General features: G+C 35.7%; 10 protein-coding genes and 1 pseudogene. 7 read left to right on the top strand and 4 right to left on the bottom strand.

All coding sequences use genetic code 11. The annotated features are described in order from the left end of the window. On the bottom strand, positions 1 to 246 hold the full coding sequence (locus tag NZ579_04280) for a metal-sensitive transcriptional regulator (protein MCS7299166.1): 246 nt from the start codon (positions 244 to 246) through the stop codon (positions 1 to 3). A gap of 1 nt (position 247) precedes the next feature. Beyond that, positions 248 to 1,453, bottom strand: a complete 1,206-nt coding sequence (locus NZ579_04275) for an OmpA family protein (GenBank protein MCS7299165.1) — start codon at positions 1,451 to 1,453, stop codon at positions 248 to 250. A gap of 416 nt (positions 1,454 to 1,869) precedes the next feature. On the opposite strand from NZ579_04275, the gene NZ579_04270 reads away from it, so the two are divergent. The 5 genes and pseudogenes from NZ579_04270 (at position 1,870) to cimA (ending at position 9,058) form a co-directional block, all read left to right on the top strand. After that, a complete protein-coding gene (locus NZ579_04270; GenBank protein MCS7299164.1) occupies positions 1,870 to 3,411 on the top strand; it encodes a Do family serine endopeptidase in 1,542 nt (513 codons plus the stop codon). 9 nt (positions 3,412 to 3,420) lie between these two features. Next, the gene (locus tag NZ579_04265; GenBank protein MCS7299163.1) at positions 3,421 to 4,377 is read left to right on the top strand and encodes an acetyl-CoA carboxylase carboxyltransferase subunit alpha; all 957 of its coding nucleotides are present in this window, start codon (positions 3,421 to 3,423) and stop codon (positions 4,375 to 4,377) included. Positions 4,378 to 4,382: 5 nt separating this feature from the next. Continuing rightward, positions 4,383 to 5,486: pseudogene (gene aroC / locus NZ579_04260) on the top strand (chorismate synthase). A 278-nt stretch (positions 5,487 to 5,764) separates the two neighbouring features. Then, the gene (locus NZ579_04255; GenBank protein MCS7299162.1) at positions 5,765 to 7,306 is read left to right on the top strand and encodes a 2-isopropylmalate synthase; all 1,542 of its coding nucleotides are present in this window, start codon (positions 5,765 to 5,767) and stop codon (positions 7,304 to 7,306) included. Positions 7,307 to 7,477: 171 nt separating this feature from the next. Further along, a complete protein-coding gene (gene cimA / locus NZ579_04250; GenBank protein MCS7299161.1) occupies positions 7,478 to 9,058 on the top strand; it encodes a citramalate synthase in 1,581 nt (526 codons plus the stop codon). Here cimA and rlmB read toward each other — a convergent pair. After that, positions 9,045 to 9,755 carry a 23S rRNA (guanosine(2251)-2'-O)-methyltransferase RlmB gene (gene rlmB, locus NZ579_04245; protein ID MCS7299160.1) on the bottom strand — a complete coding sequence of 237 codons (711 nt, stop codon included), beginning with the start codon at positions 9,753 to 9,755 and terminating at the stop codon, positions 9,045 to 9,047. The two genes, cimA and rlmB, sit on opposite strands and share 14 nt — an antisense overlap. A gap of 208 nt (positions 9,756 to 9,963) precedes the next feature. Here rlmB and NZ579_04240 point away from each other — a divergent pair, with 208 nt between their 5' ends. Next, positions 9,964 to 10,401, top strand: coding sequence for an ATP synthase subunit C (locus NZ579_04240; protein ID MCS7299159.1), 438 nt, complete (start codon positions 9,964 to 9,966; stop codon positions 10,399 to 10,401). A 192-nt stretch (positions 10,402 to 10,593) separates the two neighbouring features. Then, complete coding sequence (locus NZ579_04235; GenBank protein MCS7299158.1) at positions 10,594 to 11,415, top strand: SDR family NAD(P)-dependent oxidoreductase; 822 nt, start codon at positions 10,594 to 10,596, stop codon at positions 11,413 to 11,415. On the opposite strand, the gene NZ579_04230 is transcribed toward NZ579_04235, so the two are convergent. Next, positions 11,394 to 13,088 (bottom strand): hypothetical protein, encoded by a 1,695-nt coding sequence (locus tag NZ579_04230; GenBank protein ID MCS7299157.1) that lies wholly within the window; start codon positions 13,086 to 13,088, stop codon positions 11,394 to 11,396. The two genes, NZ579_04235 and NZ579_04230, sit on opposite strands and share 22 nt — an antisense overlap. Positions 13,089 to 13,123 lie beyond the last annotated feature (35 nt).

Here is a 13,123-nt window from a genome sequence, read left to right as displayed (position 1 = left end):
TTATTCTTCCAACATTTTCTCAAGAAGCTTCTTCAATCTTTTCTCATCCCCTGTCCCAATACATTTCCCAACATCGTCAATTATTATCATCTTACCTGCACTTCTTAAAGCACTGTAAGCAGCCTTGATCTGTTGAAATATCAGCTGACAGTCATCGTTATCTTCTATCATTCTTATTATACCATCTATCTGCCCCTTAACTCTGTTCAATCTAAATATAATGTTCTTTTTAGTTTCATCGTTCATCCTACCGCCCCCATAGTAATTTTATTTCAACTCTTCTATTTTTTGCGCGATTTTCTGAGGAAGTGTTGGGAAACTTTGGTTTTCTCTTACCATATCCTATGTATGAAACTCTATCAGGACTTATACCAAATTCAGTGAGTATTTTAGCAACTTCTCTAGCTCTCGCTTCAGAGAGTTTTTGGTTGTATTCGTCACTACCGATGTCATCAGTGTGCCCCTCAACAATCATATCAATCTCTTTATGATTACTTATCTTCTGAGATAAATTAGATAGAACGAGTTTAAACTCTTCTTTTACTTTATAACTATTGAAATCAAATACTATATCTGGTATGGAAATATTTATCTCGTTTTCATTTGTTGAAATTGATACACCTTTTTGATCTTTGAGTGTTTCTTGGATCTTTGATATTATCTCCCTTCTATTATCCTCTTTCCATTTGTTCACAACTTCAAGGTAGCCTTCTGAAGAACCAGAGTATATAACTGACATACCGTTATCGTATATTGCATTGAAAAAATATTCTTCAGTTACGAAGGAAGGCTTACCTGCGTTTATATCCCAGTAGTATTTCATCTGTGAAGATCCAGATAGGTATCTTATAACCCTTGCTCTTGGGAAGGTATTGGCAAAACCATACTTTATCTCAAAGACAGCAAGTTCTTTGTTATCAACATTCGTTGTGTAAAGGAATTTGTAGTAAGTATTGAATTCTATTTCAACTATATCGTATAGTTGCGAAAAACCAATCTTATGAACTTCTCTACCTTTGTGAAACCATTCATCTCCAATCTTGAGTTTTCTACTTATGAAAACAGGTATATCTCTAGAAACAGGCATCAAGTATTCTTTTGATATTATCATCCTGCCGGTATCTTCAAGTAAGTATCTACTATTGTGAATTTCCTCAAGTTTGAATTCCTTATCCTTGAGATAATCCTTTGAGAATACATAGTATATTCCATCCACATTGTAATATGTTTTGTCGTTAGCAGTGGATTTGCCTTTGACATCAACTGATGATTTATTAATTATCTCAACATACTTAGCGAATGAATTGTTGGTATATATGTTTTGTCTAACGAAACTCTTTACTCTTAAGATTTCGTTTGTATTCAGCTTCCAGTAGAATTCATACGAATGGGAAAGTATTGATATGGATAGTAGAGCTACGAGTGCATTTATAATAAACAAAAGTCTAACCATACTTGAATAATAATGAGTATAACTATATGATTTCAATTTCATAAAGAGTCTTCTAGTAAGTTCAAAATTCACAGTTTTGTGTATTTTGTTTTTCACTTCAGTCTTTGTGAGGGGTAGGCAAGTTTTCTCCTGACAAGACTCTAATAAGTAGTGTGGAGTGAAGTTTTAGAACTGTTTTCCGTTGAAGTCTTCTTTAGAATTGAAAAGTGCTATCTTGATAAGACGCAAGAAATTGTTATAAGTGAAATTTTGAGACTATTAAATACTGTGAAGAAATAAAAGTAGTAAGCTACCGAGGTCTAGATCTGCTTACTAGTCAAGTGGAAATTAGAATTTACTGAACACTCTCTGAAGATTGAAAATGCTTTTTAATCAAATTTACAATTTAGAGGTATTAGGTGTTCTGGAGGGTACTCATGAAAAAGTTTTTCTATAGGTTTATGAGAAATTGGTTTGTTTTAAACCTTCTACTTACGGGCTTTTTGTTTGGTGTAATATTTTCATTTGGAGTTTTAGGTGGAAGTTGTTCAACGAAGTCGGATTTTCTAGGTAATAATATATCTTTTGCTAGTGGAGTAGATCTCTCAAAACTATCGGAAGAATACAAGTATGCTTATGCCGTCCAGAAAGTCCTAAACGAAGTTGCAGAGAAAGTTTCTCCAGTTGTAGTTAACATAAAGAGTGAAGATGTTGTTGAATATACTTATAGAGACCCATTTCAGTATTTTTTTGATGATGAGTTTTTCAAAAGATTTTTTGATATACCAGAAGGACCTAAAGAGAGAAAGTATAAAAGGGTTATACCTAGTCTAGGTTCAGGGTTTATAATCTCAAAAGATGGATATATACTTAGCAACTTACATGTTCTAAGACCTGCAGGGAAGGTAGCGAAGAATATAGTAGTTACCGTTCTTAAGTCTGGTAGGGAGTATAAGGCTAGGGTTATTGGTTATGATGAGGAGACTGATATAGCACTTTTAAAGATTGATCCGAAGGAGGAATTACCTGTTGCTAATCTGGGAGACTCTGATAAGGTAAAGGTTGGTGATTTCGCAATAGCGGTAGGGAATCCATTCGGACTTACGGGAACTTTCACTTTTGGAACCGTTAGTGCGATAAACAGAGATATTCAAGGTAATGTGTTTTCAAAGTATATCCAAACTGATGCTCCTATAAACCCTGGTAATAGTGGAGGTCCTCTTGTTAATATCTTCGGGGAAGTGATAGGAATAAACACGATGATAATATCTCCAAACCAGTTTGGTGGAACAGCAGGTAATGTAGGTATCGGACTTGCTATACCTATTAACACTGCTAAGAGAGTTGTCAAACAACTGATTGACAAAGGAAAGGTAGAGAGAGGGTATATTGGTGTTTCCATTTCTGAACTAGATGAGGAAACTAGAAAGCAGATGGGGCTTCCCAAGGATGTCGGGGTTTTGGTTAGCAAGGTTGAACCAGGAAGTCCTGCGGAAAAGGAAGGTGTTAAACAAGGAGATGTAATAGTTGAAGTTGATGGTCAGAAAATATCTACCTTCAGCGAACTACTTGACAAAATTGCTTCAAAATCTCCTGGAGATAATGCTAGAATCAAGGTTTTTAGGGATGGTAGGTATATTGATTTCAATATTAGAGTAGCATCTAGACCTACATCGGAAGAGTTAGCAAAACGAAGAGATGAAGGAGAGTTAAAGCCTTTAACGAGGTCTGAATACAAAGGTATAGTTGTATCAAACAATCCTAATGGTGATGGAGTTGTTGTAGTTGAAGTCAAAGATGATAGTCCTTTCAGTGGTATTATCCAAAAAGGGGATATAATAATTGAGATAAACAATCAGAAAATTAACAACATTTCAGATTTTGAGAAGTTCTCTAAGGCAAATCAGGATCAGAAGAGGTTCTTGATGAAGTTCTATAGGAATGGAATGTTAATGATAAGAGGATTTACCATAAGATAAGGAGGGTTTATGGATACCTTAAAGCCTCTAAGTTTTGAGATGCCTATCATTGAGATGGAAAAGAAAATAGAGGATATGAAAACAACACTGGGACTAGATGATAATTCACCAGAGATAAGAAATTTATACAAACAACTTGAGGACATAAAAAACAAGATATACTCTAATCTTTCAGAGTGGCAGATTGTTGAAATATCAAGACATCCTGATAGACCAACTTTCGTTGATTATCTCAACAACATATTTACAGACTTTATTGAGCTTGCTGGAGATAGATATTTCGGTGATGACAAGGCTATAATAGCAGGGTTTGGAAAACTAGGAGATAGGACTGTATGTATCATAGGTCAAGAGAAAGGTAAGACTGTTGAAGATAAGATAAAGAGGAACTTCGGAATGCCACATCCGGAAGGGTATAGAAAGGCTTTGAGAGTAATGAAACTTGCGGAAAGGTTTAGGATACCAGTCATAACATTTATTGACACTGCTGGTGCGTATCCGGGAGTTGGAGCGGAAGAAAGAGGGCAAGGAGAAGCAATTGCTAAAAATCTCTACGAGATGTCAGGTCTTAAGACGCCTATAGTTGGGGTTGTTATAAGTGAGGGAGGTAGTGGTGGAGCACTAGCAATAGGTGTAGCAGATAGAATACTTATGCTTGAGTATGCAATCTACTCGGTAATATCACCTGAAGGTTGTGCTTCTATTATCTGGAAAGATGCTTCAAAAGCACCTGATGCTGCAAAAGCACTTAAACTCACAGCAAAATGGTGTAAAGAGTTTGGTATCGTTGATAAGATAATTAAAGAACCACCAGGAGGGGTACATAGAAACCCTCAATTTGTGTTTAATAACCTAAAAAATGAAATCATCAAAGAAATAGACACTCTATCAAAATTTTCAGATGAACAACTGATTAAAATCAGATATTCCAAATACCGAAACATCGGTGTCTATGAGGTAAAATAGTTATGATAAAATACTTCACTTCAGGAGAGTCTCACGGTAGAGGTATCTCTGCCATCGTTTATGGATTGCCTTCAAACTTAACTATTGACGTTGAATACATAAATAAAGAACTAGCAAGAAGACAAAAAGGTTATGGTCGTGGTGGTAGGATGAAGATTGAAAAGGATGAAGTTGATATTATTGGCGGAGTAAGGGATGGAAAAACAATCGGAGGACCTGTATCTCTGGTTATCTGGAATAAGGATTGGGAGAACTGGAAGGATAAGAAAACACCTAAAGTTACGAGACCTCGCCCAGGACATGCTGACCTAACAGGGGCTTTGAAATACGGATTTGACGACATAAGGAATGTGATTGAGAGAGCGAGTGCTAGAGAAACTTCCGTAAGAGTAGCAGTCGGTGCTATCGCAAAACAGACATTGGAAAGATATTTTGATGTTAGGATATTTTCTCATGTAGTTGTGTTTGGTGGTATAAGAATAAGTCTTGACAACCTCACATACAGACAAATTATGGAAAATGCACAGTCTTCTGAAGTAGGTATCGGGAACCCTAAGTTTGAAGATGAAATAAAGAATTACATTGATAGAGTAAAATCCGAAGGAGACACAATTGGAGGGATAATAGAAACAATTGTTTTGAACCCACCTATTGGTCTTGGCAGTTATACGCATTGGGAGGACAAGATTGATGCTAGGATTGCTTTCAATGTTATGAGTATTCAAGCAATAAAGGGGGTAGAGTTTGGTATGGGGTTTAGGATGGGTGAGATAAGAGGTAGTGAGGTTCATGATGAGATAATCTGGAACGGTAGTAGATTTGTAAGGGATTCAAACAACGCAGGTGGAATAGAGGGTGGAATGACGAATGGTGAGCCTATCGTAGTTAGGTGTGTTATGAAACCTATATCAACACTTATGAAACCAAAACGCTCGGTTGATATAATAACGAAAGAAGAATTCCTAGCACATGTTGAAAGGTCAGATGTAACTGCAGTTCCAGCAGCGGGGGTGGTCGTTGAGTCAGTTGTTGCCGTTGAACTTCTTAGCGGAATACTTAGGAGATATGGTGGTGATGATATTAACCTAATCCTAAAGTCATTCAAAGAAGATGAAATACAGAAGTATAGGACAGGCCTGGATATACTTGACTCACAGTATGTCGCATATAATACACTCAAATCTAAAGGAGTTTTTGAAAATCTAATGTGATCAACTGTCCCTATTTACTGCTACAAAGTGCAAAGTTCTTTGAATGTAGTATATTAAAACTTCTCTCATAAAGCAAAAGGACGATATTAGTAAAAGAAAAAGCGATCAAGTATTGTTCCTGAAACTTGAAAGATATGTTTATCTTAATTAAATTTATCTTCTGAAGAGGTATTGCGATGGATAAGAGGAGAATTTACATATTTGATACAACTTTAAGGGACGGTGAGCAGTCACCGGGTGCGAGTATGTCTTCACAAGACAAACTTGTTTTCGCAAAGCAACTTGCTAATCTAGGTGTTGATATAATTGAAGCAGGATTCCCAATCTCCTCACCTATACAGTTTGAAGGGGTTAAGATGATAGCAGAAGAGGTAGAAGGACCTACTATTGCAGCGTTAGCAAGAGCTGTTGAAAAAGATATAAAGTCTGCCTACGAAGCGTTGAGAAATGCTAAAAGGAAAAGAATACATACATTTATAGCAACATCACCTATACACATGGAGTATAAGCTAAAGAAGACACCCGATGAGGTTCTCAAAATGGCTGTTGAAGCAGTTAGATATGCTAAAAGCCTAGTTGATGATGTTGAATTTTCGGCAGAGGATGCAACAAGAAGTGATATAAACTTTCTCAAAGAGATATTCCTAGCGGTTATAGATGCTGGAGCAACAACTATAAACATTCCAGATACCGTTGGATATACAACTCCATTTGAGTTTTATAATATTGTTAGAACGATAAAAGAAACTGTTGGTGATAGAGTGAATATCAGTGTTCATTGTCATAACGATTTAGGTTTGGCGGTTGCTAATTCTCTATCTGCACTCCTTGCCGGTGCTAATCAGGTTGAAGTTAGCGTCAATGGTATAGGTGAGAGAGCAGGTAATGCTTCGCTTGAAGAGATTGTGATGACAATAAATGTTAGAAACGATATATATCCATTTTACACAAATGTAAATACCAAAGAAATATTCAAGACTAGCAAACTTCTTATTTCAATAACAGGACTACCATTAGCATACAACAAGCCCATTGTTGGTAGGAATGTATTTGCTCACGAATCCGGAATACATCAGGATGGTGTTTTGAAGTATAAACAAACTTATGAGATAATGAAACCTGAAGATGTCGGGAGACACTCTTCAGAGATAATACTGGGTAGGCACTCTGGTAGGCATGCCCTGAAGGTAAAGTTCAAAGAACTGGGGATAACATACTCGTCGGAAGAAGAGTTTGAAGAGATGTATAAGAAATTCCTTGAGATCGCTGATAAGAAGAAAAATGTGTATGAAGAAGACCTAGTAGCAATCTTTTCACAGAATATTGATTTGTCAAAGAATGTGTATAGTCTTGTAAGCGTTCAGATAATGTCTGGTGATAGAACTATACCAACATCTACTGTTGTGTTAAAGAAAGGTAATAGAGAACACACAGAGTCTGCGACAGGTAATGGACCTGTTGATGCTACATTCAAGGCTATTGACAGGATTGTTGGATTAAAGGACATCAAACTTGAGGATTTTAGTATTCATGCAGTTACATCAGGTAAAGATGCTATTGGCGAAGTGAACCTATCAATACAGAGTCAAGAAGTATCTTTTTCAGGTCATGGGACAGACACTGACATAATAGTAGCAAGTGCTAAAGCATATCTGAACGCTATAAACAAAGCACTATACTATTCGCAAACAACAAAGGAAAAAGTTAAAGTGCATTAAAGGTTATTTCTAGGATACAGGTTTTTGTGTTTAGTTGTGTAGGTTGTGTCTAAACAAACTTTTAAACAAAAAGACTGTTAAAGACACCTTCTTACCTAGTGATCCTTATTTAAGGTTTTATTTTTACATTTTTTTGAGTATCATTTAAAATAGATGTTCTTAGGAGGAAGCATGGGGTCATCTCATGTGATATATGTTTATGATACGACGATGAGAGATGGGAGACAAGCGGAAAGTGTAGATTTTTCTGTCAATGATATGCTACTTCTAACAAAGATGCTGGATGAATTTGGTGTTGATTACATAGAAGGTGGTTGGCCTGCATCAAACCCGAAAGACAAAACTTTCTTTGAAGAAGTTCGTAAAATAGAACTAAAAAATGCTAAAATGTGTGCTTTTGGTAGCACAAGACATGCAAAGAATTCAGTAAAAGAGGATATAAATGTAAAAGAACTACTTAACGCTCAAACTCCTGTTGTTACCATCTTTGGCAAGTCTTGGGACTTACATGTTGAGAAGGTTTTCAATGTAAGTCTTGAGACCAACCTAGAGATGATATATGATACTGTAGCATATCTAAAGGATAATGGAAGAGAAGTTATATACGATGCTGAACACTTCTTTGATGGGTTTAAGGATAACCCTGACTATGCGTTAAAAACACTTATGCAAGTTGAGAGAGCTGGAGCAGACAACATAAGTCTAGCAGACACAAACGGTGGTACTCTACCGTATGAAGTGTCTGAAATTATGAAGGCAGTGAAGGAGGTCATAAAGACACCGTTAGGAATACACGCTCACAACGATGGTGAATTAGGAGTTGCAAATTCACTTGAAGCAGTAAGGAGTGGTGCTATTCTAGTTCAAGGAACTATAAATGGTTTCGGTGAAAGATGTGGGAATGCTAACCTCGTTTCAATAATACCAAACCTTATCCTAAAGATGAAGATGAGGCTCAATAGAATAGATCTTGAGAAACTTAAGAAACTCAAGGATCTATCAATGTTCGTCTATGACCTAGCAAACCTAACACCAAACGAGAGACAGCCCTTTGTTGGTGCTAGTGCCTTCGCTCACAAGGGAGGTGTTCATGTCAACGCAGTCCAGAAAGACCCTAGAACCTATGAACACATACAGCCAGAAGCGGTTGGGAATGTAAGGAGGATCTTAATTTCGGAACAGTCAGGTAAAAGCAATGTGTTGAGTAAGATAAAAAACATTCCAGAACTTTCGGAAGTAGCAAGTGATGATAAAACAATAAAGGCTGTCCTTGATAAGATTAAACACCTTGAAAATCAAGGTTATAATTTTGAGAGTGCTGATGCTTCATTTGAATTGCTTGTTAGAGAGACTGTTGGCAACAAGGATAACTTCTTTGAGTGTATAAGTTTCACCGTGAATGTTTTAAAGAATGGTAGTCAGTTTATCAATGATGCGTTAGTTAAGATAAGAGTTAATGACGCTATTGAGATAACCGCCGATGAAGGTGATGGTCCTGTGAATGCGCTTGATAAAGCATTGAGGAAAGCATTAACCAAGTTCTATCCGAATATAGAAAAGTTAATGCTAATAGACTACAAGGTGAGAATTATAAACCCCAAAGAAGGTTCAGCCGCAAAAATACGAGTCCTTACAGAATTCAGATACGATAACACTACGTTCACTACAATAGGAGTTTCAGAAAACATAATAGACGCAAGTTTTCAAGCAATATCCGACGCTTTCAGATTCTTTATACTTAAGAATTCTTAAATATCTCATACATAGCAATAGCTGCAGCGATAGAAACGTTTAAGGAGTCTATCCTTTTTGTGGTTTTTATATGACACAGGATATCACACTTTCTCTTTACAAGTTCCCTGATACCTTCTCCTTCTGCACCAACTACTATACATACCTTGTTTTTTACCTTAAGGCTTGATATATCGCTTTCAGCATCTGCATCAAGACCAATAACATAATATTCATTATCTCTAAGGTATTCTATCGTCCTAGCAAGATTAACAACTTTGACAACATCTATGTGAAAAAATGAGCCAGAAGATGTTTTGATAACACTTGGAGTAATATCCGCACTTCTGTCTTTCGTTATCACAACCGCGTTGAAATCAAAAAGAACTGAATTTCTCATTATTGCACCTAGGTTGTTAGGGTCTTGGATAGAGTCACACAATACCATTCTTTTTCCCTCTTTTACAACATCTTCAATATCTCTGAAAAGTATTTTCTCTATTTCAAAAGCAATACCTTGATGAGATGAAGTTTTTGTTATACTGGATATTACATTTTTATCAAGCATCCTTACTTTGATACCAAGTTTCTGGGCAGTTTCTACAAGACTCTTTAATCTCTTATTATTGGAATCCTTTTCAATCATTATCACTTTTATCAGTTCTCTATACTTTGAGTTAATTGCCTCCAAGGCAGGGTTTATTCCGTATAATATCATACCAATCATTTTTAAACAGGAGTCTAACAAACTACAAACTCTCGTGATGCAAATAGATACTTAACACATTACACTGATTAACTCTAAAGATAAAATCTCAACGGAAGCTAGAAAACAAACAAAATTACCTTCATCAAATACGATTGCTTTGCTAATTTGTAATAGTGAATTGTGTTTGTTTAAAATCCTGCTAAAGGAGGAAGAGGTAATGGGATTGGTTATTTTTCTAGTTACGGTGTTAATGCTAGTGGTGTATCTTTTCTTTCTAGGTAGGGCTATAGTCTCAAAGGATGGAGATAAGTTAAAGAGGACAGTAGTGCTTGGTAGTGTTTTGTTATCTCTGTCCATTATCTTATTATTCGTTTTTGCGAATAGCGTTTATGCTGCTGAAGAAACTGCTACTACTACAGCAGCTCCGTCTCAAGATCCGCTTGCTCTAGGTCTTAAGTATGTTGGTGCTGCGCTTGCGGTTGGCCTTGCTGCCATAGGTGCAGGAATAGCGGTAGGTCCTATCGGTGTCTCAGCAATATCTGTAATAGCAGAAAAACCCGAAATGTTCGGAACAAGCCTTATTTTCATAGGTCTTGCAGAAGGAATAGCAATATACGGTATAGCAATAGCAATACTCATAATGTTCGTTCTCTAGTAGCCGAGTTGGTAAGTCTGGTATTCATATTTACTATAATTGAAACACAACCTCTTCGGTATAGTTAGTGTGCTTAGAGTGCTATAAATTCATACATGCTTTTAATCTAGTAAGTGAAGAGAGTATTTGATTTAGATTTAGCACATCTATTCCAGTTGATTTGGAATATCTTTTTTAATAGATTGTAAGAATATGTTTGAGGATAAAAGAACTGTTCTCGTAACTGGAGGAACTTCCGGAATAGGTAAGGCGACTGCTAAACTTCTTCACGAAGAAGGTTTTATAACATACGCTAGTGGTAGAAACTTATCTAAAGCAAAGGATATTGAGGAGTTAGGAATTAAACTACTATATATTGATCTAGAGAATGAAAATACCATGGTTGAAGGTGTTAAGAAGATAATTGATGAAAATGGTAGGATAGATGTTCTAGTAAATAATGCTGGGTATGGTATTGCTGGTGCTATTGAGGAGGTACCTATTGAGGAAGCAAGGAGACAATTTGAGGTAAATCTATTTGCTCAGATGAGACTTTGCCAACTAGTTATACCATATATGGTAGAAAATAAAAGTGGTAAAATAATCAACATAACATCGGTGGCATCATTAGTTCCTTCACCTATATTATCTTGGTATTGTGCTTCAAAAGTTTCACTTTCGTTTATGAGTTTAGCCTTAAGGAGTGAGTTAAGACAATTTGGTATAGATGTCGTTGAAGTAGCGCCCGGAGGAATAAGAACTAACTGGCCTATTATTGCTTCAGAAAACCTTAGTAAGTTCTCAAAAGATCCAAAGTATTCCAATATTGATAGAAGGGTTTTTGAATTCTTCCAAAGCAGTATAGACTCATCCCCACCACCAGAAATAGTTGCGAAAAAAATACTCAAGATAATAAGAAAGAGAAAGACAAAACCAAGATACTTTGTCCCATCTTATGGGTATGTAATAGATCTTATGTTAAGGCTTACATCTAGGTCTTCAATAGACAACTTTTACAAATTTATGTTCAAATAAATAGGTTTCTCTAGCTTAACGTTTGAACCACCAAGGTCACCATCAGTAAGTAGGAATATAATTGAGTTTATAATCTTATCTATATCATTAAGTGCATCAATTACTTTCTTACCTTCAAAGAAGTTTTTTTCAACTTGAATGTCTTTTATCTTATTAATCTTGAACTCAATTATCTCATCAGAGTTCGTTAATATCGCCCCACCAGATTTATAATCCTTAAGCACTATGTCAAGGTTATTTTTTATTTTCTTAAATAGTTCTGATACATCCTTTCTTATCTGGTATGAAATTCTAGTTCTCTCTATACTTCTTGTGTTGAGGAGGTTTGATTTCTTCGTTATAGGAACCATTACATCAGACTCAACATTTCTATAGTCTTCAATAACCTTGTAGTATTCGTTTATCCTGTCTTTTATACTTACTATACCAGTATATATATCATCAAACTCTTTCTTAACATCAAGCGTCTTTACGGCATCAAAAACTAAACTATACTTTGCTTTAGTTACCAAAACTGGGTGTATGTGAGTATCATAAAATTCAAGTATTGCTTCAGTTATGAAAACCTTATCGTTGTTCTCAACGAATACATTCTTCCTCCTAATACTCTCTTGTATCTTTTTTATGTCTATTGAGTTTATTATCTCAACTCCCTCTTCAAGATAAACTTGTTTCTCGTCTTTAACTTTTTGAGGTGAGGATTTATCTTCGGTTTTAGGTTTATCTTCTTCAACTTTTGAAATACCAAACTTTTCAGTAAGATAACCGATGTGATCATCCTCGGAAATCTCAAGAAACCTTATAAGGTGTTCTGATGTCAATGAAAGTTCCTTACCTATTATGAAATCTATAACTACTTTTAATTTTTGAAAATAGTCAGAAAACAGAAAATCCCAAGCTTTGTAAAACAGCTTCTCTGTCCTTTGGAGGTCTCCTTTAGGAAGATACTGCTGTATTGACCTCAAAGCAGTAGAAATTAAAACCTTTGCTTGGTCTTTGTATGGGTAGAGTATATATAGTTTTTTGAAGATATACTTTATAATGTCTTTTATATCTTGAGGTTTTACTGTAACCTTCGTCTGGGAATATACTTTGATTATACTTTCAGCCTTATGGAAAATCTCATTGTTCGGCAAACTATTCAACCTGTAGATAACTTCGTATCCAACTGGATTTATAGCATTCAAACTTTTCTTGACTAAATTGGAGAGTCTTTCATCTTTTTCAGTCAATAAATAGGACACTATCCTCAAGTCAGTGAATGATCTAGGAACTTCAACTAGTGTATCATTAAAGAACCTATGCTTTAGGTATCCGTTTATCTTTATAGTGCTATTGAAATATGCGTTAATAAAAACTTTAATCCTATCAATCCATGATATCTCAAGAGTATCAGAGGATTTTTGGGTGGTTGATGGTCTAGGCTTTTCAACGCTAGAAAGTTTTTGTTTATGTTGTGGTTTGGGTTGGATTTTTGGAGGTGGCATCTGATTCGTAGATGGTTTCGTTTGCTTCTGTTTTAAGAGCTGTTCTTTGACTCTTTGTCTTAATAATTCCCTTTCAGTCAAAACTTTACCACCTGCTTTCTGAAAATCTTTGAACAACTTTTCCCTTGAATCTTTATCTAACTTATCTACGCCTATGTTATCCTTGGTCTTATCTAATTCTGACATCCTAACAAAATTATACCTATATCGTAATTTGTTTT

Source organism: Spirochaetota bacterium (genome assembly GCA_025061835.1).
Lineage (GTDB): Bacteria > Spirochaetota > Brevinematia > DTOW01 > DTOW01 > SKYB106.
The sequence above is the reverse complement of the archived record's forward strand: the minus strand, read 5'-3'. Positions and strand labels throughout refer to the sequence as shown.

Coding starts and splice junctions, on each gene's coding strand:
- NZ579_04280 (MCS7299166.1), bottom strand. CDS start 246: ATGAACGATGAAACTAAAAAGAACATTATATTTAGATTGAACAGAGTT.
- NZ579_04275 (MCS7299165.1), bottom strand. CDS start 1,453: ATGGTTAGACTTTTGTTTATTATAAATGCACTCGTAGCTCTACTATCC.
- NZ579_04270 (MCS7299164.1), top strand. CDS start 1,870: ATGAAAAAGTTTTTCTATAGGTTTATGAGAAATTGGTTTGTTTTAAAC.
- NZ579_04265 (MCS7299163.1), top strand. CDS start 3,421: ATGGATACCTTAAAGCCTCTAAGTTTTGAGATGCCTATCATTGAGATG.
- NZ579_04255 (MCS7299162.1), top strand. CDS start 5,765: ATGGATAAGAGGAGAATTTACATATTTGATACAACTTTAAGGGACGGT.
- cimA (MCS7299161.1), top strand. CDS start 7,478: ATGGGGTCATCTCATGTGATATATGTTTATGATACGACGATGAGAGAT.
- rlmB (MCS7299160.1), bottom strand. CDS start 9,755: ATGATATTATACGGAATAAACCCTGCCTTGGAGGCAATTAACTCAAAG.
- NZ579_04240 (MCS7299159.1), top strand. CDS start 9,964: ATGGGATTGGTTATTTTTCTAGTTACGGTGTTAATGCTAGTGGTGTAT.
- NZ579_04235 (MCS7299158.1), top strand. CDS start 10,594: ATGTTTGAGGATAAAAGAACTGTTCTCGTAACTGGAGGAACTTCCGGA.
- NZ579_04230 (MCS7299157.1), bottom strand. CDS start 13,088: ATGTCAGAATTAGATAAGACCAAGGATAACATAGGCGTAGATAAGTTA.